Source organism: Bradyrhizobium iriomotense (genome assembly GCF_030160715.1).
In the GTDB taxonomy this organism is placed as follows: Bacteria; Pseudomonadota; Alphaproteobacteria; order Rhizobiales; family Xanthobacteraceae; genus Bradyrhizobium; species Bradyrhizobium iriomotense.
Window position 1 is genome coordinate 71,963 of sequence record NZ_BSOW01000033.1, and the last position, 25,622, is coordinate 97,584.

The 25,622-nt window shown below is 56.4% G+C and carries 18 protein-coding genes and 3 pseudogenes; 6 read left to right on the forward strand and 15 right to left on the reverse strand.

Features of this window, described 5'->3' with window-relative positions; translation table 11 throughout:
• Window positions 1-21: 21 nt before the first annotated feature.
• The 4 genes from QQL28_RS35655 to asnB all read left to right on the forward strand — a co-directional run bounded on the left by QQL28_RS35655 (window position 22) and on the right by asnB (window position 6,045).
• Complete coding sequence (locus QQL28_RS35655) at window positions 22-828, forward strand: aldo/keto reductase (RefSeq protein ID WP_284273250.1); 807 nt, start codon at window positions 22-24, stop codon at window positions 826-828.
• Between the two features lie 584 nt (window positions 829-1,412).
• Window positions 1,413-2,246, forward strand: a complete 834-nt coding sequence (locus QQL28_RS35660) for a transketolase (protein WP_284273251.1) — start codon at window positions 1,413-1,415, stop codon at window positions 2,244-2,246.
• A 34-nt stretch (window positions 2,247-2,280) separates the two neighbouring features.
• Window positions 2,281-3,192 carry a transketolase family protein gene (locus QQL28_RS35665; RefSeq protein ID WP_284273252.1) on the forward strand — a complete coding sequence of 304 codons (912 nt, stop codon included), beginning with the start codon at window positions 2,281-2,283 and terminating at the stop codon, window positions 3,190-3,192.
• A 1,011-nt stretch (window positions 3,193-4,203) separates the two neighbouring features.
• On the forward strand, window positions 4,204-6,045 hold the full coding sequence (gene asnB, locus QQL28_RS35670) for an asparagine synthase (glutamine-hydrolyzing) (protein ID WP_284273253.1): 1,842 nt from the start codon (window positions 4,204-4,206) through the stop codon (window positions 6,043-6,045).
• A 252-nt stretch (window positions 6,046-6,297) separates the two neighbouring features.
• Here asnB and QQL28_RS35675 read toward each other — a convergent pair whose 3' ends face one another.
• The 9 genes from QQL28_RS35675 to QQL28_RS35715 form a co-directional block, all read right to left on the reverse strand.
• The gene (locus tag QQL28_RS35675) at window positions 6,298-6,789 is read right to left on the reverse strand and encodes an Lrp/AsnC family transcriptional regulator (RefSeq protein ID WP_284273289.1); all 492 of its coding nucleotides are present in this window, start codon (window positions 6,787-6,789) and stop codon (window positions 6,298-6,300) included.
• Between the two features lie 511 nt (window positions 6,790-7,300).
• Window positions 7,301-8,731 carry an amidase gene (locus QQL28_RS35680; protein ID WP_284273254.1) on the reverse strand — a complete coding sequence of 477 codons (1,431 nt, stop codon included), beginning with the start codon at window positions 8,729-8,731 and terminating at the stop codon, window positions 7,301-7,303.
• A gap of 95 nt (window positions 8,732-8,826) precedes the next feature.
• On the reverse strand, window positions 8,827-9,624 hold the full coding sequence (locus tag QQL28_RS35685; RefSeq protein ID WP_284273255.1) for an SDR family NAD(P)-dependent oxidoreductase: 798 nt from the start codon (window positions 9,622-9,624) through the stop codon (window positions 8,827-8,829).
• Window positions 9,625-9,697: 73 nt separating this feature from the next.
• A complete protein-coding gene (locus QQL28_RS35690) occupies window positions 9,698-10,507 on the reverse strand; it encodes an SDR family NAD(P)-dependent oxidoreductase (RefSeq protein WP_284273256.1) in 810 nt (269 codons plus the stop codon).
• A gap of 25 nt (window positions 10,508-10,532) precedes the next feature.
• Window positions 10,533-11,873, reverse strand: coding sequence for an MmgE/PrpD family protein (locus tag QQL28_RS35695; RefSeq protein ID WP_284273257.1), 1,341 nt, complete (start codon window positions 11,871-11,873; stop codon window positions 10,533-10,535).
• 106 nt (window positions 11,874-11,979) lie between these two features.
• Window positions 11,980-13,032 carry an ABC transporter substrate-binding protein gene (locus QQL28_RS35700; RefSeq protein WP_284273259.1) on the reverse strand — a complete coding sequence of 351 codons (1,053 nt, stop codon included), beginning with the start codon at window positions 13,030-13,032 and terminating at the stop codon, window positions 11,980-11,982.
• Between the two features lie 79 nt (window positions 13,033-13,111).
• Complete coding sequence (locus QQL28_RS35705; protein WP_284273261.1) at window positions 13,112-14,203, reverse strand: ABC transporter ATP-binding protein; 1,092 nt, start codon at window positions 14,201-14,203, stop codon at window positions 13,112-13,114.
• 87 nt (window positions 14,204-14,290) lie between these two features.
• Complete coding sequence (locus QQL28_RS35710) at window positions 14,291-15,106, reverse strand: ABC transporter permease (protein WP_284273264.1); 816 nt, start codon at window positions 15,104-15,106, stop codon at window positions 14,291-14,293.
• 9 nt (window positions 15,107-15,115) lie between these two features.
• On the reverse strand, window positions 15,116-16,057 hold the full coding sequence (locus tag QQL28_RS35715; protein WP_284273266.1) for an ABC transporter permease: 942 nt from the start codon (window positions 16,055-16,057) through the stop codon (window positions 15,116-15,118).
• A 468-nt stretch (window positions 16,058-16,525) separates the two neighbouring features.
• Between QQL28_RS35715 and QQL28_RS35720 the strand changes: the two genes are divergently transcribed.
• Window positions 16,526-17,482 (forward strand): IclR family transcriptional regulator, encoded by a 957-nt coding sequence (locus QQL28_RS35720; RefSeq protein ID WP_284273268.1) that lies wholly within the window; start codon window positions 16,526-16,528, stop codon window positions 17,480-17,482.
• A gap of 52 nt (window positions 17,483-17,534) precedes the next feature.
• On the opposite strand, the pseudogene QQL28_RS35725 reads toward QQL28_RS35720, so the two are convergent.
• Window positions 17,535-18,199 (reverse strand): annotated as a pseudogene (locus QQL28_RS35725) (IS5 family transposase).
• A gap of 293 nt (window positions 18,200-18,492) precedes the next feature.
• On the opposite strand from QQL28_RS35725, the gene QQL28_RS35730 reads away from it, so the two are divergent.
• Entirely contained in the window at window positions 18,493-18,885 is a 393-nt protein-coding gene (locus QQL28_RS35730; protein WP_284273270.1) for a cupin domain-containing protein, read from the forward strand.
• Between the two features lie 1,153 nt (window positions 18,886-20,038).
• On the opposite strand, the pseudogene QQL28_RS35735 reads toward QQL28_RS35730, so the two are convergent.
• The 5 genes and pseudogenes from QQL28_RS35735 to QQL28_RS35750 all read right to left on the reverse strand — a co-directional run bounded on the left by QQL28_RS35735 (window position 20,039) and on the right by QQL28_RS35750 (window position 24,802).
• Window positions 20,039-21,093: pseudogene (locus tag QQL28_RS35735) on the reverse strand (IS110 family RNA-guided transposase).
• 58 nt (window positions 21,094-21,151) lie between these two features.
• A pseudogene (locus tag QQL28_RS46315) lies at window positions 21,152-21,340 on the reverse strand (hypothetical protein); the annotation flags it as partial.
• A 214-nt stretch (window positions 21,341-21,554) separates the two neighbouring features.
• Window positions 21,555-22,388: a pyrroline-5-carboxylate reductase gene (proC, locus tag QQL28_RS35740; protein WP_284273272.1), complete on the reverse strand. Its 834-nt coding sequence runs from the start codon at window positions 22,386-22,388 to the stop codon at window positions 21,555-21,557.
• Between the two features lie 89 nt (window positions 22,389-22,477).
• The gene (locus tag QQL28_RS35745) at window positions 22,478-24,025 is read right to left on the reverse strand and encodes an AMP-binding protein (RefSeq protein WP_284273274.1); all 1,548 of its coding nucleotides are present in this window, start codon (window positions 24,023-24,025) and stop codon (window positions 22,478-22,480) included.
• Between the two features lie 6 nt (window positions 24,026-24,031).
• A complete protein-coding gene (locus tag QQL28_RS35750) occupies window positions 24,032-24,802 on the reverse strand; it encodes an enoyl-CoA hydratase/isomerase family protein (RefSeq protein ID WP_284273291.1) in 771 nt (256 codons plus the stop codon).
• Between the last annotated feature and the right edge of the window lie 820 nt (window positions 24,803-25,622).

Below are 25,622 nucleotides of genomic sequence, written 5' to 3' on the forward strand. Positions count from 1 at the left end.
TATCCAACCGAGAGAGCGACGATGTATGTTGTCAATGCGAACGGCGCTTGTATTCCCGGCATCGGGATCGGCACTTGGAAGCTGCAGGGGCGCATCTGCGCGCGCATTGTCGAGCAAGCGCTCGAAATCGGGTATCGCCATATCGACACCGCCCAGTCGTATGAGAACGAGTCCGAAGTCGGCGAAGGCCTGCATGCTTCCGGCGTAAAGCGCGAGGAGGTGTTCCTGACTACCAAGGTCAACAGCATCTACTTCGCGTCGGGCGATTTGGAACGCTCGGCCGAAGAGAGCTTAGTGCGACTGCGGCAACCCTACGTCGATCTGTTGCTGTTGCATCGTCCCAACCCTTCCATTCCGCTCGCGGAAACGCTTGGTGCGCTCGCCCATGCCAAGCGGCGCGGACTGACCAGGCATATCGGGGTATCCAATTTTAATGTCGGTTTGGTCGAGGAGGCGGTCAAAATTTGTCCCGAGCCGCTCGTCTGCAATCAGGTGGAATATCACCCTTATCTCGATCAGCCGAATTTGAAAGTTGCCTGCAACCAAGCAGGCCTCGCGATCGTGGCCTACAGCCCCATTGCCATGGGCAAGATCAATAATGACGAAACGTTGGAGCAAATCGGGCGCTTGTATCGCAAGACTCCCGCTCAGATCTCCCTGCGCTGGTTGGTGCAACAGGGCGCCGTTGTGATCCCGCGGACCTCTCGTCCCGAGCGGCTATCGGAGAACATCAATATTTTGGATTTCCAGCTCACCGTTGCTGAAATGGACCGGATCTATCAGCTCGGCAGCCCTGAAGGTCGTATTCACCTGGGGTCGTTCGTCTGAAGTCGAAATCATCGCGATTAGCCAGCTTCCAATCGGTCCAATGCGGAATCAACGACAGACTGCTATCCGGCAAAACGGTGTAGAGCCAGTGGTTGGTGCGACGCTTAATGGTGCCCGATCACGCCCAACATACGACCTTCGAATGCGCGACACTTGCGCGTGATCACCACCGAAACCCACAATATTATGGCGATGGGCAGTATGTGGCCGCTTCCTTCGACAGCATCGACCGGGACCGTTGCTCAAGCTGTCGTAAACATACTGATCCTAGGTGTTGCACCATATTGGGCGCTGGTTGAAGGCGCTGCGATGCGGCACGACGGCGTTCCCGGGGAGTGGAAAGAGGGTATGCCACAAGGAGGGCTATCAACCCTCTCCCGGCGACCTATTCCTGCACTACGCATTCGATCCAGTACCTCCTCATGCAGCTACGAAGATAAATCCGACCGTCACTTGACCGCCAGCGCTCTGAAACGAGGAAGCCATCTGACGCGAACGTCGATTGCGAGCATTAGCCTCTCAAATAGCGTAGGTGCGACGGCAAGCCGAAAAACGCAACGATAGCCGACTGAAGAGGAGCCGACATGAACCAAGGCGCAACTGTCGATCAGCAATCAGCGAGAGCAGCCGACCTTGATAACCGATCGAAGGCGATACGTCGGAGAATACTCGAGGTGCTCGCCGCGCGGCAAGTTGCCGGGCATGTCGGTCCATCATTCTCAATAGTTGAGATTCTTCTTGTGCTGTACGACGAATTTGTCCGACTTCCACAAGATCCGGCGGAAATGGATGACCGCGACCGCTTCATTCTTAGCAAAGGGCACGGCTGCCTCGCGCTCTACGCCGTGCTTGAGGACAAGGGTCTAATATCACCGCAGAAACTAAATCAGTTTTGTTCGGTTGGCTGCGAACTTGGCCTTCTTCCGGAGCAAAATGCCCCCTACGGCATCGAGGCCACCACAGGGGCGCTGGGTCATGGGCTGCCGATAGCCGTCGGTATGGCGCTAGCGGCGCGAATCACCGAGAGGCACTTTCACGTCTATGTTCTGGTCGGCGATGGAGAGTTAAATGAGGGTGCAAACTGGGAGGCGGCGTTCCACGCTGTGAAGCACCGACTGTCCAACCTTACCGTATTGGTTGATCGAAACGGCCAACAGTGCAATGGGCCAGCAGAGAACGTCCTGCCCATGCCATTCATGCCGGCACTGTGGCGTGAAATTGGTTTTGACGTTCGTCATGTCCCGGGGCACGACCGTCGCGCTATTCGGGAGGCACTGCGGTTTCCATTATCTGCTCAGCGTCCAAGAGTAGTCATCTGTGAGACGCTAAAAGGAAAAGGACTGGGAGAGTTCGAAGGAAGTGGCGAATGGCATTATAGACGAGTACCGTCGATCAGCGCAGTCGCGTCTCTATTGTGAATGTCGTTTTTCTGATCGACTTGAGAGGTAGATCATGCGTGGGACATACCGCAAAACGCTCCAGCAATTGGCGACAAGCGATATGCGGATTGTGGCGGTTGGGTGCGATCTAACCTACAATAGCATGAGCGAATTCAGGGCCGCTTTTCCGAATCGTTCTTTCATGGAGGGCATCGCAGAGCAATATGTGGTTGGTATGGCAGCCGGACTTGCAGGAGGCGGTTTGATTCCCTACGTCGAGCTTGTTGCGGCGTTCGGTACGAGAAGAGCGTTCGAGCAACTCTTCGTCGACATAGGTCTGCAGCGACTTCCGGTGCGAATCGTCGGAACTGGAGGGGGCTTAAGCTGTACTGAGTTTGGTCCGACCCACACGGCTCTTGATGATCTCGCTCTCCTACGTCAAGTTCCGAATATGGCAATACTCGCACCGCGATCCAATCGCGAGTTACGGCATCTGCTATCATCCACGATCGAGTGGGATGGGCCACTATATATTCGTCTGGGTGGTGACACTGCTGATAGTGACCGAGGCCCATTGGGAGAGTTAGGACGTGCATGTCGGCTGCGAGATGGCAAAGGAGCTTTGATTGCATCGACCGGAATTGTGAGTTCGACCATATTCGACATCGAAGAAATGTTGGCTAAAGGTGGACTTGATCCCGAGGTGCTTCATTTTCCGACGCTCAGTCCATTTGATTCCGAGGCTCTTTGCGAGGCCGCCAGACAGGCCTCCTGTGTCGTCGTTGTCGAGGAGCATAATCGGGATGGCGGACTAGGGAGTATAGTCCTCGAGACTCTGGCCGATGCGAGGATCTTACGGTTCACGACCAGGATCGGTACCAGGTTTGACCCGAAGTTGAACTATGGCACTTATCATGAAGCCACCGTCAACTTTGGCCTTCGTGGGCCGGCTCTAGCTGACGCAATCTTGGCGGCTTGCAGTTAGGTCGCCGGCGCGCGTTGAGATTCATGGTATGCCGATCGATCCTATCGATGAGCAACTGTCACACTCCCGCTGCGCAGCAATAGGATTCTAGCAAAGTTCATTGATTCGGCGTCCACATGTGACTACGTTGATTGCGCGCTATGACACGTTACATTGTAAGCCGCCGGTGCAGGCAAATGACCAAACGTTGCTGTTATCGCCCCGCCATAGGCGAGGACTCAGCAGGTTTGGTTAGCGACGAATACGCCGGCTGCGCGCGACGCCTTGAGCGGCGAAAGCAGAAGCCTCAAAATCGAGGTCAATTTTGAACGCCTATCGGAAAGCCCGGCCCGCACGAACCGCGACTGCTACTTCCCTCGTCGATGAGTGCGCCCCGCTATCCCTGCAGCAAAGATCGGCTTGTCTCGATTAACAAGCAATCGACGTGAACGGGGACTTGGTCATTTGGAACAGCTGTCGCAACGAACCGATGATGAATAGCTTCAGATGATCGTGCTCTTTCCAGGCCAGAACGCTCCGAGCTTTGCGAAAATCAAATCAGGCCGGCGCGATCATGACCGCAGACTTACCGGACAACACACAGAAATAATGCCCCTTGCACCCCGCGGTACATCGGCCATTAGGCTTGCGCGCGTGGTCGAGGCGCTCAGGATTTATTTGTAGTTCGCCAAATGAACGAAACCAAAACGCCTTCGCTGCTTCAACGATAGAGCCATGAACGCAGCGTGACGATCCGTGGATGTTGGTACTCCTGTTTGACACAGATCGGATCGCTAACCCAAAAGTGTGGCATCGCGCGTTAGCGTTCGAACGGCAGAACAATGGACGCGACTACCAAAATAGGTCGGTGCGTATTGCGTAGTGTCGCGCTAGGCCACGGCATGTAGGAACAAGCCGTCACGATTCATCAAGTTTCTCGAGTTGGACCGAAGATGGGGCATGAAGGATTCTCACCTATTCGCGCTGGCTGTATGGCCCAAGTCGCGCATAGTTACATAGGCAGAGCAAGATATGTGCGGCATCTGTGGATGGGTTGATTTCCATCGCGATCTAGGAGCTCCCGACGCGCGACGGGAGCTTGCCGACATGACGGCCTCAATGGCTTACCGCGGTCCCGACGACGAGGGCACGTGGATAGACGGAGTTGTAGCGCTTGGACACAGGCGTCTGGCGATCATCGACGTCGACGGCGGTGGCCAGCCGATGACGCTCCAGGAGGACGGCCGGCCCGCGTTGGTTCTGGTTTATACCGGAGAGACTTACAATTACCGCGAGCTGCGCGGACGGCTCGCCGCCCTGGGCCATCGATTTGATACGAGCAGTGACACTGAGGTGGTGCTGCACGCCCACCGTGAGTGGGGTCGCCGAGACCCCCGCGCCGCCGTGAACGAACTCAACGGGATGTTCGCCTACGCACTTTGGGACACCGCCAACCGTGAACTGCTTCTCGTGCGAGACCGGCTCGGCGTCAAGCCGCTTTACTACTACCCCACTAAGCACGGCGTGTTGTTCGGCTCCGAGCCGAAGGCGATCCTCGCCAATGGTCTTGCGGAACGAGCCATGGATGCCGACGGGCTTCGTCGCACCCTATGCACGGTTGCCGAGCCGGGCAACACCGTATTCTGCGGCATGCGTGAGGTACGGCCCGGCCACATCGCCCGAGTGACCCGCGACGGCATCCAGCAGATAGCCTATTGGCAGCTCACCGACAGCGGGCACACAGACGACGTGCCTACCACCGTTCGTCGCGTCCGCGAGCTGCTCGAGGACACGATCCAGCGGCAGCTCATCGCCGACGTGCCGCTGTGCACGCTCTTGTCGGGCGGGCTTGACTCTTCCGCGCTAACGGCACTGGCCGCGCGTTTCAATGATAAACCGATCCGGTCCTTCGCCCTCGACTTCGTCGGCTATACCAACAACTTTATCCCCGGCCCGATGTGCGGCACACCCGACGGCCCGTATGTACAGGAGGTCGCAAAGTTCGTTGGTACAGACCACACGGACATCACTCTGTCTGCGGACGAACTCATGGACCAGAGCGTACGGGCCGCCACCCTCCGAGCCCGCGACCTGCCCTTGACCAGCGGCGACCTCGATAGCTCGCAATATCTGCTGTTTCGGGCGATCCGGCAGCACTCGACGGTTGCCCTATCCGGAGAGTCGGCCGACGAGATTTTCGGCGGTTACCCGGAGTTCCACGATTCCGCGAACGTTCAGGCCGACACATTTCCTTGGTACGGCAGCGGTCCGTACGTCAACGATACCAGCCGGCAGTACCTAGACCCCGGGCTCCTCGAGAAGCTCGACCTCCCCGGCTACGTCGACGGGCAGTACCGCACGGCACTTGCAGAAGTTCCTCCCTTGATCGGACCGGCCTCGGCCGATCCGCACGAGCGACGCATGCGCGAGGTCTGCTACCTTTATCTCACGCGCCACCTGCCAACGTTGCTCGACCGCAAGGACCGGATGAGCATGGCGTCGGGTCTTGAGGTCCGCGTCCCATACTGCGACCACCGCGTCGTTGAATACGTGTTCGGCACCCCATGGGCCCACAAGACTTTCGATGGGCGCGAGAAGAGTCTGCTGCGGGCCGCCACCGCAGACCTGCTGCCGGAGTCGGTGGTGCGGCGAGTTAAGAGCGCGTATCCGACCATCCAGGATCCGAGCTATGACCGCAGATTATCCACCTGGTTCGCTACGCTGCTGAACGACCGCAATGCGGCAGTGGCACCGCTGCTGTCGGTCGAAAACTCCCGCGCGCTACTCAACGCGCGCAAGAACGTCAGGGGGGTGGAGCGTATCCTGGCTCTCCAGGACTTCCTGACCAACTACAACGTGAGCCTTAGGATCTGAGGCGGAACGCCCGACTTTACAAAGACGTGATGACGTAAATCTCCAGATCAGGTCTCCTGCATTTCTGTTAGTTGCGAAGTAGCGGCAAGCCGCAGTTTCTTGTCCCCCGTGGCGGGACGGTCGCAATCACACCGTCGGAGCTGATCGGATTGCGGAGCCGGAATGATCGCGGGTGACGAGGATCGTCAACCGGGACTTCGGCCGTTGCTGATCGGTTGTTGGCGCATGAGCAATGATGCGCAATGACCCCCATCAAAGATTGCTTAGGCTATCGTAGGCAGGAGTCTCAACTGGAACAGCAAAGCCAGCTTTGACCCGATCCAATACGACCATCGTCTTAAAGCATTTGATGTCCGGGTTCTTATAGAAGAAGCGTCTAGTGAACTGCTCATAATCCTCCATGGTACGTGCGGTAACGTATAGAATAAAGTCAGCATCGCCAGTCACGTAGAATCCGTTGACGACTTCAGCCGAAGATTTGATGTCCTTCTTAAACCGGTCAATTATATCCGAGCGCTCCCGCTCCATTGTAACCAACACAAGCATTTGGATTGGTCTGCCAACAGCCCTTGGCGAAACGATTGAGACATCGGCTTCGATGAAGCCGTCCGAGCGGAGCCTCTTGAGTCGCCGCTGACATGCTGTGGCAGAAAGCCCCGCCAGTTCACTCATCACATCGGAAGTTAGGCGGTTGTTCTTTTGCACGATCTCGAGGATTCGCGCGTCTACCCGATCGTATCGCATAGTCGGCTCCAGCCTTGAGGTGAACTTCACCGCCACTGCATCGGCTTGCACGGCGGCGGTCGCTCACGGGTAGCAGATGAGTCCAGCGCCCTCACTCGTGCCCGGCGCGAAACCTGGCCGTGAAGGTAGAATTGACAACTCATCCCTCACGTCGTCTCGGTCGTCTGACGCGGCTTGAGGGAGACAGACGCGCTTACAATTCGACGCCCACTGAAAGCATAAATCCGCAGGTACGCACGTGGGGACTGCAGCGCGGCAGCGCAGCCCTTCAACGAACTGGTCGAACTGGAGCATGCTCGCTCTCCCGATTTCGACAATGAACGCCTGAAGCCGAATGGCGATCAGTTTTCGTAGGCCGGCAATCGACCGTCGTCCGACCCAGACAGCTTGAACCACATCAATTGAAAGCGACCGCCGCCATCAGGTAACCTACTCGATGTAGTGGGCGGTTGCCCCAATTCCGCGCGGCCTCCGAATCCCGCGGAGCACAGCGAAATGGCAGCGAGACAGGCTACGCATGGTGCGGCGGCATCTTGGACTTCCACGGGCGCGCTTGCTCAAGCTGCCCAGCAAGCCGCAGCAGAGTAGCCTCGTCGCCAAAACGGCCCGAGAACATCATCCCCATTGGTAGCCCTGACTTGTGCCAAGCGAGCGGCACAGACATAGATGGCTGGCCGGACATATTGAATACGAGCGGCATTGGCCATACGCGCCGACGTGCTGCCTGGATATGTGAGAGATCAGCGCTCATTGAATCAAGCTCTCCAATGCGGATCGGTGACCCGCAAAGCGTGGGACACAAGAACACTTCACACGTAGCAAAGAACTCGACAAGGCACCGGCAAATCTCAAATACGGACTGCTCAGCGGTGACGTAATCGATTGCGGTTCCAGTCTGGGCATTGTGTGCGCGTAGGAACGTTAGAACCTCCAAGTCGCTTTCGGTCATCGGGCGACCAAGTCGGCCCTCGGCCGAGCGCACCGCGGATGCTACCAAGTTGGCCCCGTTTATGACTTCTCCCACTTCGATCGGATCGAAAGGTAGAGTAGGCGCTCGTTCCTCAACATCATGACCGAGCCGCTCCAACAGCGAGGCCACCTCGCGAACTGCATTCGTAATCTCAGGGTCGAGATCGTCACCGTAAGGAGATTTGCTTGAAAATGCGATGCGCAAGCGGCCGGGATTTCTACCTACTTCATTCAAAAACGCTCCTTCCGCGGGAGGCGCGTAATAAGGACTAGTAAGTTCCGGCCCAGACAATGCGTCAAGCATGGCAGCGCTGTCGCGCACACTCACGCTGATGACGTGTGGACAATCAACTAGGCTGGTCCACCCTAGTCCCTTATTCGGACCGATCGGCGTGCGTGCTCTGGTAGGTTTGAGCCCGACTAGCCCGCAGACAGAGGCGGGTATTCGCGTGGACCCACCGCTGTCACTTGCGTGCGCCACGGGCACGATGCGCGCAGCAACTGCCGCAGCAGCCCCACCCGAGGAGCCGCCGGCAGAGTACGCTAGATTCCATGGATTGCGCGTTGGGCCGTGCAAGCGGGACTCCGTGGTGCCCAGCGCGCCGAATTCTGGAACCGCCGTCTTTCCAAAGATTGTGACGCCCGTCTTCAGCAGGCGCTCGACGATCGTGCTGCTATGGTCCGCCACGTAATCATTATAAACGCTCGATCCATATGTGGTTCGCGTTCCCGCCAGCGTCGTAATGTCTTTCAGCAAAAAAGGAACGCCGGTAAAGGGACCTTCGGGCAGCCCCTCCGAGATCTGCCTTTTGGCAAAGTCATAGTGCTTGATAACTACGGCATTGATTTCCGGATCAATCTTTTCAGTTCTGCTTATCGCCTCATCAAGCAATTCTTCTGGTGTCACGTCCTTCCTGCGAATGAGATCTGCAAGACCGAGGCCGTCGTAGTTCGAATACTCTTCGATGATCACGAGACCCTCCACATATCGGCAACCAAGAACGGTGCTGCAGCCTTCTTGGCCTTACTTATAAGTCGGGCAAAGCCTGCCGCCCGGCGGAGCCAATGTTAGGGTTTGCACAGATATCCGCCATCAACGGCAAGGACCTGACCGGTGATATACTTCGCTTCGTCCGAAACCAAGAACAGAGCAGCATTTGCGACATCCCAAGCTTCTCCCATGCGCTTCATTGGGGCGCGTTCATTTCGAAGCTGGCGCATTTTTTCGCGATCGCCGCCATAAAACTCTTTGTGCCTCTCGACCATAGGCGTATCCATGAGCCCCGGCATGATTGCATTAACGCGAATGCCTTTATCCGCGTAATCGAGTGCCATCGCTTTGGTAAGCGTATTCACCCCGGCTTTGGAAACGCAATATAGGAACAATCCTGGCGAGAGCCTCTCCGCCGATACTGACGAGATGTTCAGAATCGCTCCACTGCCACGCTCCAACATTGATGGCAGGACAGCGACGGACGTAATGAACATGCTCTTCAGGTTGACGTTGATGACGCGATCCCATTCATCATCGTCGGTGTTGAGCACTCCGCCGAATGTTTTCGGCTCGACGCCAACGTTATTGTGAAGAATGTCTACCTTTCCATATTCCCGGAGACACTTTTGGACCATCGCCTCACAATCCGAGCGCTGGCTGACATTGGCCTGAAACGCAAAGCAGGTGCCCCCTTCCTGCTCGATCATCTGGCGAGTCTTCTCTGCAGCCTCCAGATTAAGGTCAACAAGCATCACAGAGGCGCCCTCGCGGGCATAAACAACCGCAGACGCCTTTCCATTGCCAAGGCCGTCGACGCCGGTTGATCCGGCTCCGGCGACGATCGCGACTTTGCCCTTTAGACGTTTCTGCATATTTCACCCTGCATTGCGACTCGATGTTGATCGGAAACCATTGGTGCGGCTGCCAACGACATTAAGCTTGGCGTTAGAGTGCACCCTGAACGCTGGCGCTCATCCGCTGACGTTCAGTCCAGCTTGATCCACCGATCAATCCGCCGTCCACAACAAGGTCGTGGCCATTCACGAAGCTGGATTCATCGCTTGCAAGATACAACGCTGCGAAAGCGATATCTTCTGGCATGCCGGAGCGTGGTATCGGCTGGCGGGTCTTGTTTAATTCACGAAGGACAGCGGCCTTCTCAACAGCGTCCGGCCCCGTCCTTCCCATGCCGGTCGCGATCTGGCCAGGAGAGAGCGAATTCACACGGATGCCGAATTCGCCAAGCTCCATGGCAACACACTTGGTCAGGTGAATGACAGCCGCTTTCGCTGCGCTGTAATCCATGTACGCCGAGACGGCCTGGATGCCTGAAATACTGCCAGTGTTGATAATGCTGCCGAACCCCTGCTTTTTCATCTGCGGGGCGACGTGCTGCATTCCAAGCATGACGCTACGCGCGTGTGAGGCCATCACGCGATCAAACCGATCCACTTGCATCGATTCTATGCCGCCGGTTTGGCCGAGCATTCCAGCATTATTGAAAAGGCAATCGATACGGCTAAACCGCTTTACGGCAAATTCAATCAAATTCTGGACCTGATCCTCAACCGTCACATCCGTCTTGCAAAACGCGCAATCGGGTCCGAGGCGGTCGCATAAAGCTTCCCCTTCCGAGGCGAGAAGATCGGCGACAACCACTTTTGCACCTTCTGCGATGAATAGCTCAACAGTCGCGCGCCCAATGCCTTGGCTGCCACCCGTAATGACAGCGGTTTTCCTATCTAGACGTCCCATATCTCAATCCCGTCTCGGTATTCGCTCAATCGACGTAAGTCAGCTCGTCGATGTAAGTGAGCTCGGCCATTAACTTGGATATGTCAGGCAGGCGCTCCAAAGACAGAAGACTATCTTCGATTTGCTCTTCGCGGCCTCGCGAGACAATTCCTGCGACGCATCTGCGGTACTTGTCGCGGATTTCCTCATCGCTGACGTCGATATGCTCCGTAATTTTGCGCGTCGACGCGTGAAGCTGCGAACCATCGGCCATCGTGACAGTGATCGGCAACGCCGCGCCAGCAAGATCCGATCGATAAACGATCTCAATCTTGTCTCGAAAGCTTGCGACATCCAGACCATTAGCGCCTTCGGTCGTATACCTGTCCAACCATGGCTTCTTGTCCAAGAAGCTACATGCGATGCTGTGAGCTAGGCTAAACTTCGCCTCGTCAGCGTTCTTGGGGTGATGATAAAGCGCTGCAGCTAACTTGAATGAAGGCGGAGCCTCTAGCCGGACAGCCTTCACCTCGTGCGCGGAAATCTGGTGTTCCTCAATCAGCTTTACAAAAGCATCAATGGGATGCATTTGGGACAGGCAGCATGGATATTTTTTGATTTCGATAGCCTGTGCCCTGAAGGGCGCTCCAAGCTTTAAAACAGGATCTGTGATCCCCGAGACCGCCTGAAGGTATCCCATCGGACACTCCAAAACGGCGGGTTGCCCGGTTAAGCCATGTTTCGCTAGAATAGCCGACGCCAAGCCGTTTCGCCCAGCCATGCCCGACTCATAAAGGTGTGCGCCCGATCCAACCTGTTTAAAAAGTCCCGCGGCATGGGAGGTGGCTATGCTAACCGCCATAGCGATCTGGTGATCATTGAGTTTGAGCAACCTCGCGGCGCCCGCAGCGACACCGATAGTGGCGCCCGCTGACCAAGGTGCCAGGCCCCGGCCCATCATATCTTGAGACGCCATGGCCAGCTTCGAGGCAACGTCCCAAGCTATCACAAAAGCTTCGATCAGCTCTTTACCGGAGATTTGGAGCTTTTCACCTAGCGCAAGCATCGCGGGGAAGACGCCAACGCTGTACATGTTCTCAGCGCGAGTGTCGTCTTCCAGCTCAGTCGTATGGGAGGTCGTCCCGTTCGCCAGCGCCGCGTATTCCACAGAAGTGCGGAAGTTTGCGCCAATCACACCAACTTCCGGTTGAGCCCCGCATTCCCTGACATAGCTCAGGACGGCCTTACTTGTTTCGCTGTTGACGCCAGCTAGGGTCATTCCCACGCCGCTAAGAAGTACGTTCTTCACGTGCTGAACGAGCTTCGCATCAAACTCGTCAAAGGTAGTCTCTCGAACAAACTGCGCAATGTCGGCCGTCGTACCCATGGTGAATCCCGCGATAGAATTAGCCTGCGTCTGTCTTAGGCATCAACGTCACAACCAACGCTCGTGGCTTGGGCGTCCATTACGACGCCCAAGCTTTGCATCCAGATCAGGAGATGACCCATTCCTTAAACCGCCGCGACACCGGCTCGAGATTGTCGGTCCAATAAGCCCCGTCAACGAACATACTCTTGGGGTTGGTGATATCCGGGGTCCACTTGCGGAGCTCGGGATCGAGAAGCGAAATTGCTTTCTTCGAATTCGGTGCGATGAAGGCCGCGTTGCATAGGCGTGCCACAACGTCAGGCCGTAAGAAGTATTCGATGTACTTCATTCCGCCTTCTTTGTTCGGCGCCCCCTTCGGTATAATCAGCTTTTCGGTGCCCAGCAGGTTCTGCTCGAACGAGAACGCGAGTGGTTTGCCGCCTCCTGGCGCGTTTGTGGCCTTAACTCGATTGGCATAGCTGTAGCTGAAGTCGACCTCCTGGGTCTGCAAGAGCGAGATCGTCTGGGGAGTGGCAGTCACCCAAGCAGCGATGCTCGACTTCACACGATCCAGGACTTTGAACGCGCGATCCACATCCAGCGGGTACATGTCTTTGGGCAAAACCCCATCAGCAAGGAGAGCGGCTTCAAGAGTTTCATTTGGTCGATTGGGGAGGGTCCGACGACCGGGGAATTTTCGCACGTCAAAGTATTCTGCGAAGGTCTTGGGATGCGCCGTTGACCCATACTTTTCAGGGTCCCATGCGATGCCCCCCACGAAGGAACTTGACGTCACATACTCCTTCTGAGGAGGCAGGGCCATATCGGCTACGTCTAACACCCCCAAGTCGACCTTATCCCAAAGTCCCAGCTTGGATCCGAGCGCCGCATCTTCGTCGACGGTCATGAGAACGTCGATATCCACTCGTCCAGTGAGAGCTTGGGCTTTCAGTTTTGCAATATCCGGACGCGGGACGATATTGACCTTGATACCCGTCTCCTCGGTAAAAGGTGTGACTACAGTTTTGACCAGCATTTCCTGAAACGTGCCGCCGTAACTGGTGATCGTGATCGACTTGGCCTGCGCGTGCGCTCGGGTGATCACTGCGGGCGCCAGCACGGCAGCCGAGGACGCCGCAAGAAACGTACGCCGAGATAATTTCTTCGAAATCGACATAGTCCACTCCCTTTACTGTTACGTTGATGATAACGGTGCCGTCTAGGGACGGCTCAAATTCCATGTCAGAACTGAACGCCTAACCGTTCAACACGACTGACTCAGTAGGCGACCAGGAAAGCTTGGCTGCAGATCCAAGCTCGGGGCGAGTGCAAGCGGGACCGGAGATGATCTTCGCCGTAACGGAAACGCCATGCGCTGTTTTCACGGTAATCCGGGTCATGCCGCCGATGAAGGAGATCGCCTCGACCACTCCGCGCAGAACGTTGTGACCGGCAGGAGTGTCGGCGTCAGAAGCGAAGATGTGCATTTTCTCCGGTCGAACCATGATCAGAACGTCGGAGCCGAGGCCCCGCTCTGAGCTTGGGACGAGAACTGCTCCGGCCCCGTCGATCGCCACGCTATTTGCAGCAACGCTCTTGCCGCAGAGCAAATTAGATTCTCCGATGAACTCTGCCACGAAGCGACTGTTAGGCCTGAAGTACAACTCATCTGGAGTGCCTAACTGAGCGATCTCGCCGGTCTTCATGAGGCAGATGCGATCAGACATATTGAGCGCCTCTTCCTGATCATGCGTTACATAAATGATCGTCGTGCCCAACTCTTGGTGCAGGCGCTTGATTTCGGTCTGCATTTGCTCCCGAAGATTCTTGTCGAGCGCTCCGAGGGGCTCGTCCATCATGATGATGGCCGGGGAGTACACGATGCAGCGAGCGATGCCGACGCGCTGCTGCTGGCCACCTGAAAGTTGGCGAGGCTTTCGATCATCAAACCCTTTGAGACCAACTCGGTCCAACGCATCCAAGACTTTTCTGCGAATAGCTTCGGATGGCTCGCGCCTTGCACGAAGCGGATAGGCAACGTTTTCGAAGACCGTCATATGAGGCATAAGCGCATAGTTTTGAAACACCATGCCGATGCCTCGGTCGCGCGGCGGCATATGCGTGATATCCCTGCCGGCGAGGAGTATTTCACCGGAACTAGGCGTGATAGCCCCCGAGATCAGATTCAGAAGGGTCGTCTTTCCGGAGCCGGAGGGCCCGAGTAGAGTAAGAAACTCAGATTTATGAACAGCCAATTCGGTGGCCTTAAGGACCGTAACCGAACCGAAGGCCTTGGAGATCCCTCTCAAAGCTATGGCTTCACCATTGGAGGCATTGCGGCCGTGCATTCTTCTACTCCCAGAATCCATGCTGCCCAGGTGAATGGTCTGAGCTCAGGTCCGCCGCAGAGCGAACTGCGATTTTGTGTTCTTTGCTCAAGAGACTTCCTCGCCCGAAGATTTCCTCAGGCTAATAGTCACGATGCATCCGAGTAGGGACAACGCTGTGAGCAAGGCCGACACGGCCGCGATGACCGGAGAGACCTCCCATTCAAGAGCGCTATACATCCTTACTGGCAGCGTCACGGTATCGCTGCCTGCGAGGAACCAAGAGATGATCACCTCGTCAAACGAAAGCAGAAACGCAAAGAACGCGGCGCTTATCAGAGATGGAACGAGCTGAGGGATCACGACCGTAAAAAACATGCGAATGGGATTTGCACCCATCAGCTCAGCACCAAACTCCAAGTTTCGGTCTAGCTTCTGCACACCCGCAGTAATCATGACGATGACATACGGTAGCGTCACCATCACATGGCCCAGAACCAGCGACAGTGTGGTCCCGCCAATGCGGATATAGGCGAAGTACAAGTAAATACCCAACCCCGAGACGATCGTGGGAATGACCAATGGGCTAAATAACACTCCAGAAATCAAGAGTTTGCCCAAGAACTCGTAGCGCGCGATCCAATATGCCGAAGGCACGCCAGCAAAAAGAGCCGCACATGTCGAGAAAATCGCAACCTTCAGGCTCGTATATAGCGGCAATAGCCAACTATCGGAGGTGAAGACAATTCTGAACAGATCTAGCGAGTATGTCGAGGGCGGAAATTCGAGCGCGTTCGTTGGTCCAAATGCCATAGGAATTGTAACAACAACTGGCGCAAGCAGAAAAATGTAGACAGCTGCTGCGATGCTGGAGCCAACGAAGCGGTACCTCTGCGACAAGGGATCGTGCACTGAGTTCACCATAACAAGCTCTTAGATCTTATGCCGACGCCAGAGCGCCATCGGAACGATGAAGATTGAAGCTAGTGCGAGCAAGATCAGGCTTATTGCCGACGCTTTCGGCCAGTCGAGAACTTGACGATTGTAAAAATCGACTAGGTTGGAAAGCATTTGATCTTTAGGACCGCCGAGGAGCGCGGGGATGACAAACGCACCCAAAGACATAACAAAAACACTCAGAAAACCTGCAACGGCTCCCGGGACACTTAGAGGGACGGTAACAGTCCAAAACATCCTCGCGGGTTTCGCGCCCATCACGGATGCAGCTCTGTAGAGGGTACTGTCGATCGCGAGTAGACTTGCGAGCACCGGAAGGACGACGAGCGGAACCAGAAAATTGGTCATCCCGACGAACAATCCGACGCGATTCAGAACAAGCGGCAGCTGCACGTCGAGCCCTGAGGCCCAGCTCAGGAGATTGTTTATGATGCCGTGTCGACCCAAGATGATGGTGAAGGCGAAGCACTTGACCAAAATGCTAGTCCAGAAAGGCAGGAGAATGAGGACCATCAGCACGGTCCGTCGATTCGGGCGCTGCCTCGCCAAGTGAAGGGCGACTATGTATCCTAGTATCAGGCTGAGAACGGATGAAATTGACGCAACGACAAGGGTCGTGGCTAGTGTTTGCCTAAACAAGCTGCTTTCGACAATGACTTTGTACGCAGAGAGTGGACCGGTATCGCCCTGAAAACTTGTGATAAGGACGTAGCAAAGCGGTGGCAGTATTATGCCGGCCGCAACCAAAGCCGCCGGCGACATGAACAGTGATTGCACCTTGAGATCGATCGAGCGATTCATTTGAGCATGAGCAGAAGTTCGTGAGGGACGTGGTTTCGAGCTATTGGCTTGCAGATTGCGCGAATGATATTGCGGATGCCTTGCCTTCGACTCGGACGAGCCAATGGTGTCGTCCACTCTCGCGTGTCGGTATCGCGAATGGTCAGGAAGTGGTCTCGGCTCGCCTCCAATAGCTGCGACCATGTCGCACTGGGCATCGCCTCCCGCACCTTGTTCACGAGCGCAGCCAAGGGATGCGCAGTTACTGAACGAGTCATAGGACGAACCGGCGTTTTCATGTTTTGAACTTTGGATCTCGGCAGCGCTTCCGATCGAAACTGCTATGCAGATTGACATCATCACTCACGCCTTCGCGTGCGTTGATGAACTAACAGTTGCCGGCAGCCCCCCGTACTGCGCACTTGAATGAGATGTTGTGATGAGCTGGTCGGATATCCGCCCCAGGCGCCTTCGGTTTTCATGAGCGAGATATCTCTCATTCAACGAAGCGCGCTCTCCTAGAAATCCTCCTGAATGGTGAAGCTTTCTTTCGTATTGTTATCCAATATTATATATTGATATTTGACTCGTCAAGTGGAAAATTACGTGAGCCGCTGTCCACGGCAGGTTGTTGGCAAAGAAATTGGCGGGTCGGCGCCGGTCTTTACACGCGCATTGAATAGCAATATGCAGAACCGCATTGCGAGAAGGATGAAGACGATGCTCGAGAAGAGGAGCAAGAGCCGGACAGGTCTCAATTCGCCTGCTCCGTTTGCTAAGGGAGACATTGACGAACGGCTCTATCTCGGAACGATCGAGAAGGGGCTGCTTATCCTTGACACCTTTTGTGCGAATCCACGACCAATGACTCTTGCGGAAGTCTCAGAGGCATCCGGGTTAAATAAAAGCGCAACCCAACGGGTGCTCTACACGCTGCGGGCGCTGAGATACCTAACCCACAGTGAGACAACCCGGGAGTATTCGCTTTCGGCGCGGGCCATGGACATCGGAAACGCATATTTGCGGAGCAATCCGATAGTCGAAGCGACTTTTCCGTACTTGCTCGAGGCCAACAAACGATCGCAGGAAACCGTCAACCTGACCGAGCTCGACGGAGCCGATATCATATTTATCTCGCGTGTCCCCAGCAGGAACGTGATGAGCTCGTACGTAACGGTAGGGGCGCGCCTTCCCGCTTTCGCGACGGCGCCAGGGCGGGCGATCCTGGCGAACCTCGATGCCGACTCCACCAACGCCATTTTAAAAGGCTCAAGCCTTGCCGCGATTACCCCACACACCATGACCAGTCGGCAAAAGCTTCTCAAGGAATTGGAAAAGGTGCGCCAAGAAGGCTTTGCCATCGCCAATCAAGAGGCGATGCTTGGGGACATCTCGGCGGCTGCGCCGGTGTTTGGCTACGACAATAAAGTTGTAGCTGCGGTTAACATCGCAGCTTCGACGGCCAATTGGACTCCCGAGAGAGTGGAAGCGGAACTTAGCCCGATCACGGTCGAGATCGCTCGGCAAATGTCCAAAGTTGTTTCCCAATACAGGCGAACATAAGCTGCACTACCCCTTAACCTAACTTCGGCATACGAATTGATGTCAGCTAGACTCAATTGAGCCACCAGATTGCGGCTGCGGCGATGAAGGTGCCAGCGAGGAAGTTTCTTGCGAGCTTGTCGTAGTGGGTCGCGATGTGGCGAAGGTCCCTGAGACGGGCGAACATCGCTCGATCAAGTTGCGCTGGCGATAGAGCTTTTTGCTGTAGGGGATCGGCTGGCTGCGGCTGGTCGTGGACGGAATGACCGCCTGGGCGCCCTGCTCGGCGAGAAGCGTTCGCAGACTGTTGGCATCGTAGGGCAATCAGCCACTGGATTGGCCCGGCCGCCGTGCTATCGACCACCGCGTGGATTTTACTCGTCAAGCCGCCGCGTGACCTTCCCATCGATTGGCGCCGATTCCTAGTGATGCAGGCTCCACGCTGATGCACGCGGACAATCGAGGTGTCGATCATTTGGACAGCGGCATCGTGGGCAGCAGCAAGTGCGTCTATGATGCGGCCCCAGACACCAGCTCGCCGCCAACGGACGAAGCGGTTCTAGCATGTGGTGTATGGACCCAACATCTCGGCAGATCACGCCAAGGTGCTCCGGAGCGCAAGACCCAGAAGATGCAATTGAGGACACGACGGTCGTTAACTCCGAGGAACACCAGGCGGCTTGTTCGGCAGGATGGGCTTGATGGCAATCGTTCATGATCGGCGAGTTCGTAGCGCATGATTCGAGCCCCAGATTGGAAGCATGAATCACAGGGCTCGCCAGACGCAATGCTTCCGGGCAGGCCCCGGTTGGACGCTTACGGGGGTAGAAGCGGACATCAGCCAGCCGACAATCGCCGCTGAAACCGTCGAAAATGCCCCCTAGCGGACACATTCCTACGGGCACCTTTGCAGGATCTTGCACTAGCCACACGCAAATCTTTGGTTGCGCTTCGCCCGAATATCCAGTGTAGTTTGCAAACCAAGGCCCTGAGGATTGGCCTAAGGGCCGAAACGCCCAAAGGGAACAGCGATGACAAAGATCGATAGAAGATCAGCGCTATCACTCGGGTTTGCAACGGCTGCCGCGTTCGCGGCGGGAACACCAGCTTCCGCACAAACTCCACCCGAAGGCGTCAGCATCCAACCCTGGGGTAAACGCGAGTCGATGATCCCAGGCTATAAAACCGTCTCAATGCGCGATGTGGTTTACCGGCCAGGCGCAAAGACTTCCAACCCTTCCATGCCCAATGACATGGTTTGCCACGTACCGGAGGGCGAACTCCGGGTGAAGCAAACCGGTGGCATGGAATTTGTTGCGAAGAAAGGTGATGTTTGGACGTGCAAAAAAGGCATTGGCGAAGACCTAGAAAATGTCGGCTCAACGGTCGCCATCATGCGTATCATCGACTTAATACCGGCATGAATAATCATCGCACCCCGAGTCAGGGGGATTAGGTTTGCGCGATACGCAGAAGGATTGCGGCAAGCCGGGTTGCCCGAATGATCATCGCAGCCAGTGTTCGCCGACGGCGACGAGGTGATCGAGTAGGTGCGCCAGCCGCAAGCTGGTGCGATCCAGCCGGTGAAAGTCCGGTCCAATTAAGGAGTAGCGTCCGCTTGGTAGCGAGTGTTGCGTGGCCACTGGCGACAGTGTCTGCGAAGCGTACACAGCAATTGTATGGGGTGTGGGATTGAGCCGCGAAAGATCAGATATCGCAGGGGCCGAGAGTTTCTATTCGCTCGAAGGCAACATGTGCGGCACCGTTATGCGAGGTGCTGACGCCCTGCCGGGGTCTAAGGCCACATCACGTGCAAAGGGATCGCATCGGAAGCTGGGAGATCTCGGGTCTGACCGGAACGGCATAGCCGTTGCCGGCCCGCATCGGGAAGGTGAGGAACCGTAGCCGATGATGAACGGACACGAGAAGTCTGACTCTGTCATAGTAGCTGGGAAGCCGACGAACAAAGCGGAGCGATCCGCAGCGGAGTTGGTGGAGCGAAGGGCAGGGACCAAGGGGAATGCGGATCAGCAAAGCACGCGCCGGACTCAGAGCTGGATCAGCGTGTCACAGGCGCTGGCTCGCATACGGCAACCTATTGCCGTTGATACCCGAGGTGGGAGCCGTATGCGGGAAAGCCGCACGTACGGATCTGGGCGGGGGGGCGCGAGGTAACTCGCGTCCCTACCGCGAAAGCGGCGACTTCCGCTCATGGCTCATCGCGACATACTGCGCTGCCGCACGAACTTGGTCGCTATAGGAGCAAAGCGGACGTAGTCACCAGTCACATGACGCTGCCTGGTTTATAGGTACACGGCCTTCTGTAATGGGCCCGATGATGTCAAGCCTCCCGAGTGAACGTCACGCCGCCGAGCTCATGCTTCTGTCCGTGGTCAACGCCTGGCCGCCACATCATGCTGTCAGAGGGAGCGGTGAGCCTATCTAGATACGCGTGGTTCGTCAGATGACGACCACTGGCCGTGTAACGGCTTCACCGGATCCACCGTCCCGGCGACGGGACTTCGGGCACTGGGCTTCAGTTTAGCCCGGTTGCGTTCTTGATCTCCTCCACGTCTTCTATGTTGCGATCGTCGCCGCTTCTGCCCATCGATAAGTTGTGCCGTCGACCCAGATGCGATGCAGGATCACTGCGAGCTTGCGTGCCAGGGCGACTTTTGCGCGTTTCGAGCCTCGCCGCTTGGCGACGTCAATCCCCCAGCGTTTGAGTTTTGAGAACCGCGTGATACGCGATAGCAGAACGTTGGCGGCTTCATACAACACCGTGCGCACCATCTCATCGCCAGCCAGCGTGACCCCGCCTGTGACGTCCTTTTCTCCGGATTGGTACTTCTTTGGCGTGAGCCCGAACAGCGCGCCTGCTGCCTTCGATTTTGCGATGCGATGAGGGTCATCAATCGCCGATTTGTAGGTAACAGCCACCAGGGGACCAACGCCCGGCACTGTCATAAGCCGGCGACAGACTGCATCGTCGCGCACAATTGTCAGCACAGCCTTGTGTAGCCTTCCGTACTCTGCCTTCAAGGCCGATCGTGCCGAAAGCATCGCCCTAGCAATGCTCTCCAATGTCGGCTGACCCGCAATCAACTCTCGGATCCGCGCTTCGAAATTCTTCCGCGTCACCGGACCAACCTTCAGCCCAAAGCCACGCAAAATCCCGCGGATACTTAATTCCACATCGATAAGTCGTCCGGAAGCTGTTTGCGTGCGATCAAAAGTGCGCGGATCTCTTGCGCACCGACCGACTTTGCGTGTACCGGCCGGAACCATCCCATCCGGATCAACTGGGCGATCCCGCGCGCGTCCTTGCGATCCGTCTTGACCGTCATCGCAGATAGTGCGGCCTTTACGTGCCGCGTTTCCAGCAGGACCGTTTCGAATCCTGCTCCTTTCAGTCCCGCATGCAACCATTGCGACAGCGGCCCAGCCTCCAGTCCGATCCGCTTCACTGCAAAGCCGAGCGTCTCAAAAAATTCAACTAAGGCGTCGGGTTCGCTCGCGACCTTCGCCTCCTTCAGGATTTTACCCTGGGCATCCACAACGCACACGCTCGACAGTTCCAATGACACGTCGATTCCGGCATAGTTCTCTACGGCTGTCCTCCGTCTCCAGATGCTTGGGGCCGACTCAAGTCGTGACCCCGCTTGATCATCTATCGGGGGACAGCCACCATCATGCCCCCTTGCGCGGAGCAGGGCCTCTAGCATTGCCGCCCGCCGCCGTAGTGTTGATTGACGTCGAGACCTCTTCCAGCAGCCAGTTCAGGCAATAGATCTCATGATCATGCGCCAACTCGTCAGTGGTTGCCGTCTGCACCAAGACTAGCGGCCCGTTGAGGCCTTCGATTTTCTGGTTGGTTTCGACAAGTGTTTGATTCGAGCAATAATGAAAGATGGCCTGTCGCTCGCGATTGAACTCTTACGGCAGTGTTCATTGCTTCTCCCCTTTCCCCCCTGGCACTGGCGCGGTCCCAGACGCCTTTTCAGTCAAACCCGCTGCCCGAAAAGAAAGTGGCTGTCGCCGGAATATTCACGACGCCAGCCAAGTTACCGGGGAGGACTGATTGCGCGCGTATTTACGCGTTCACCGCAAGGGATCTTGATCTATCGAAAGCCGCTTTCGTCGCGCGGCGAATGAGAGACAAGAATTCGTCTCGTGCCGTTAGCAGCGAAAGCGCCGCTTCTGTCGTCCCTTTGGGGCTTGTCACTTGTCGCCGGAGTTGGGCCGGCTCGTTTTCGGTGTGCAAGGCCAGGGCGCCAGCGCCGTAAACAGTCTCCTTAACGAGCTTCATGGCGAGCTCTCTTGGAAGGCCAAGTTCGTGAGCGGCTGTCGTAAGGCACTCCATCAAGTAAAAGATATAGGCTGGGCCGGAACCACTGATAGCTGTGGCAGCGTCCAACAAAATCTCACTATCCACCTTGTGTACAGGGCCGCCGGCAGCAAACAGGGACGCCACCGTGTTTAGCTCTAGCTCCTGAATGCCGTTGCCTGGGAAGACAACCGTCGACCCCTTCCCGATTGCGGTTGGAGTATTGGGCATCGCCCGTATCAAACGCGCTTTTCCAAGGAGTGCCCCCAACTCCCCGATGGTCACACCCGCAGCAATACTAATGAAAACAGCTTGTTCGCAAAAACGACTATATGCCGGGGCTTCTGCTGTTATTGCGTGAGCTTTTAAAGCGAAGACAACCAGATCGGCTTGGTCTGGTAGGCTCTCCGGCGTCTTATGTACGTTGGCCCCCAATCGTGCCGCTCGCTCGCGAAGGCCGACAACCGGCTCAACGACGTGCACATTCTTCGGATCGCGTGCTTTTGAGCCTAGCCAGCCGCTCAAAAGCGCATAACCCATATTGCCGCAGCCGACGAGTATCAAACGATCGGCCACTGTCGATAGTGACTTGCCAACCATTTAGCCCTTCCCTTCGCAGTCGCCGCTCTCATTTCGAAACATAAGGTCTGGCGCCATTTTTCAGACTTCGCGGGGGCCGCTGAGCACGCCTATAGCCGAGCTGATTGTTGCGCCACCACCCGATCCCAACAATTGTGCAAGTCTTTCGGAAGCAAATGCTTCATGATCCTTTGACTTGGTGTGCGCTCGAACTCACTGACGATTTCGATGTAGCGCGGGTTCTGATAGGTCGCGAGACGTTCGGAGAGCCAGCCAGATAGACGTTCCGGTTCGATTGACTTGCCTTTCTTGGCTTTCACGAACAGCTTGATGTCCTGCTCGCCGACGTCCGCGGTGACACCGATCATTGCGCAATCTTCGACGGCGGGATGACTGGCCGCTACGTGCTCAACCTCCCAAGCCGACACGTTCTCGCCCTTGCATCTGACGCTGTCTGTGATGCGCCCGTGGAACCAGAGATTTCCGTCGGTATCCAAGGCGCCCGAGTCGCCGGTTCGCAGAGCTCCGCCTACAAGGGCTTTGTCGGTCGCATCTTGATTGTCGAGGTACCCTTTGAAAAGCGCACCATCCAACGAGGATCGAACAATAATCTCACCTCTGCTGCCAGCAGCTGCGGGATTTCCCTCCTCGTCTACAATGTCAATGGTGTACCAAGGCATCGGCTTGCCAACCGACCCGACCACGCCCTCGATATTGCAAGTTGTAATGCTTGAGGCTTCGGTCATGCCGTAGCATTCCCGTATCTCAACGCCGAAGCGATCCCTAAACTTTGGCCAAACGTCCTTGGGGCAGCCACCACCCCAAGCGATGCGCACGGAATGTTGCAGGTCGAGATCGCTTGCTGGCTGCTTGAGCAGAATCTGCAAAATGCCGCCTAGATAGTGAATGTGCGTCGCGCCAGCGCTTCGTACCTGACTCCAGAAAGAGCTCGCGCTGAAACGATCGATCATGGCTAAAGTGACGTCTTCGATTATCGGCAAAGTGATTAATTGCGCGCCGCCGATGTGGAAGAGCGGCTCCCAAACGAAGAATACATCTCCAGAATTCATCGCCGTCAGGATGCGAGCAGCCTCACCAGCAAGCCGCAACATGCCATGCGTGACGAGAACACCCTTCGGTCTTCCGGTGGTGCCGGACGTATACATTATTGCGAATAAATCTTCGGCTTCGAGTCGAGCGTCGGCGAATACTAATTCTTTCTGCAAAACCCTCTCGAGTGAGCGTTCATCATGCGGCTCACCGATCGTGATAACCGCATCAGATGAAATCTTGGCGCGGCAATCCACAATCGTGGAAAGAAACTCCCGATCGCAGACCACCAGGGTCGGCTCGCTGTGGTCGAGAATGTAGCGGAGCCCCTCGCCTTTCTGCTGAGCATTCACTGGGACCCAGACGGCGCCTGCGCGGGCAATTCCGAAAAGTACAGCTAGCGACAGTCGCGAATTCCGCATCATCACAGCAACACGGTCACCCGGCTGCAGGCCTCTAAAACGCAAGTCTGCCGCAAATGTCGCAGAGTGTTTCTTCAACGTAGCGAAAGTGATCGCCTGACCGTTGAATTTGGCAAAGATTCGGTCCGGATTTTGCTCAGCCTTCTCGTTGAAGTCAGCAATAAAGCCTTTAAGGGACTCGACCATGGAATGTCAGGCCTTCCTGGCTGCACGTTCGGCCAGAAATTTCTCCATCATCCGAGCTGTCTCGCCTGACGCGTAGGCCTCTCGATGGATCCGCACCGCCGCATCGAGACACTCGCGGAATCGAACCTCCGTCATCTCGCGAAGCCATTGTTTGTCTAGGCGCACGGCGAGAGGGGGTTTCTCCGCCAGCTCGCGCGCTAGCGAGAGAGAAGCATCAAGGACGTTTTCCGCTGGAACAATCTTGTTGATGATTCCGATCGAGTGGCATTCCGCTGCATCCATCAATCGGCCGGTGAGGGTCAAATCTGTGGTGCGAGCGAGCCCAAGGATTTCCCGCATGATCCACGGCCCGGTGACACTGGCAATGCCTGAATTGATTTCGGGCTGACCCATCCGCACTCCAGCGTGGCCAATGCGGAAATCGCAGAGCAGCGCAACCTGGAACGCCGAACCAGCGGCAACGCCATTCAAAGCCGCGATCAGTGGCTTAGGAAGCGACCGAATGACATCGTACAGACGTTCCCACTCTGCGATCCATTTGGAACCGCTGTCGCCGTCGAACGTCCTCGCCTCGTTGAAATCCTGACCTGCACAGAATGCGCGGTCCCCCGCCCCGGTCAGAACAATCGCACGGACTGTCTTGTCGCGCTGAAGATCTAGGAGAGCATCAACGAGCTCGCACCGCATTGGAGCATGCCAGGCATTGAGGATTTCCGGCCTGTTCAGCGTGATGACAGCAACCCCATCTTGCCTGTCGACGAGAATATACCGATTCACGGCCCAGCCCTTGGTTATTGGAATGCAATATTGCATATCGTATAGTGGATTGATCACGCCGGCAAGTCAAGCGCCTTTTCCTGGTTGCATTTGAAAAACTATCCATCCAAGGAGAACCGCTTACGCTTGCCCTGTTTTGCCGCGAAGATTCGCCGCTAAACGAATCCATTTAAGTGGAGACGACTACGCCGGAAGCTACTTAGCTACCAAAGCCGCCACGCGGACCGCGAAAGCGTTTGAGATAAGATCGCATCGGAGCGGTCGGTTGCGAGCGTGCAGACGAGGTCGTATCTTTGAACAGGAGATCATCCCTATCTCGAAACCCGCCATAGAGTTTCAATCGCGCTCATGGAATTTCGCGATCTCCGTTGAGATCGCCGCGTGCCGGCATTGTAGGCTCCGCCAAGCGTCGGAGACACTCAGAATCAAGCGTCGACACTTTGGTCGCTGCCTGCGAAATCTCGAACACACATTGGGCAGCACACTCTTGGAACGCACAGACGATTGCGCTTCCGCGCCGACGCGCGGGCTGATGCATCGCGCGATCACCGAGCTGGTCGGGCTTGCCAGGCGAAACGGTGTGCCGCTGCGCCAGAACTTTCTGCACTGGCCAAGCGCGCCCCTATCATGATCGGCCACCATAGGGCCGCACCTTCCGGGCAATATCGGGCTTCGCGTTTTGTGGCAGCCTTGCCCAGATGCGGACGCATCATATGCGCTGGCTGCGCGGCGGCGATCAGGGTGAGACTCCAGCGACAATCAAGGTGAGACTGCGCCGATGGGGACGGACCGAAGGGAGGGCGTAGCCCGACCGGAGGAC

Bases quoted from the DNA above. Each gene is read 5' to 3' on its own strand.
- QQL28_RS35655 (WP_284273250.1), top strand. From the start codon at position 22: ATGTATGTTGTCAATGCGAACGGCGCTTGTATTCCCGGCATCGGGATC.
- QQL28_RS35660 (WP_284273251.1), top strand. From the start codon at position 1,413: ATGAACCAAGGCGCAACTGTCGATCAGCAATCAGCGAGAGCAGCCGAC.
- QQL28_RS35665 (WP_284273252.1), top strand. From the start codon at position 2,281: ATGCGTGGGACATACCGCAAAACGCTCCAGCAATTGGCGACAAGCGAT.
- asnB (WP_284273253.1), top strand. From the start codon at position 4,204: ATGTGCGGCATCTGTGGATGGGTTGATTTCCATCGCGATCTAGGAGCT.
- QQL28_RS35675 (WP_284273289.1), bottom strand. From the start codon at position 6,789: ATGCGATACGATCGGGTAGACGCGCGAATCCTCGAGATCGTGCAAAAG.
- QQL28_RS35685 (WP_284273255.1), bottom strand. From the start codon at position 9,624: ATGCAGAAACGTCTAAAGGGCAAAGTCGCGATCGTCGCCGGAGCCGGA.
- QQL28_RS35690 (WP_284273256.1), bottom strand. From the start codon at position 10,507: ATGGGACGTCTAGATAGGAAAACCGCTGTCATTACGGGTGGCAGCCAA.
- QQL28_RS35695 (WP_284273257.1), bottom strand. From the start codon at position 11,873: ATGGGTACGACGGCCGACATTGCGCAGTTTGTTCGAGAGACTACCTTT.
- QQL28_RS35700 (WP_284273259.1), bottom strand. From the start codon at position 13,032: ATGTCGATTTCGAAGAAATTATCTCGGCGTACGTTTCTTGCGGCGTCC.
- QQL28_RS35705 (WP_284273261.1), bottom strand. From the start codon at position 14,203: ATGCACGGCCGCAATGCCTCCAATGGTGAAGCCATAGCTTTGAGAGGG.
- QQL28_RS35710 (WP_284273264.1), bottom strand. From the start codon at position 15,106: ATGGTGAACTCAGTGCACGATCCCTTGTCGCAGAGGTACCGCTTCGTT.
- QQL28_RS35730 (WP_284273270.1), top strand. From the start codon at position 18,493: ATGACAAAGATCGATAGAAGATCAGCGCTATCACTCGGGTTTGCAACG.
- proC (WP_284273272.1), bottom strand. From the start codon at position 22,388: ATGGTTGGCAAGTCACTATCGACAGTGGCCGATCGTTTGATACTCGTC.
- QQL28_RS35745 (WP_284273274.1), bottom strand. From the start codon at position 24,025: ATGGTCGAGTCCCTTAAAGGCTTTATTGCTGACTTCAACGAGAAGGCT.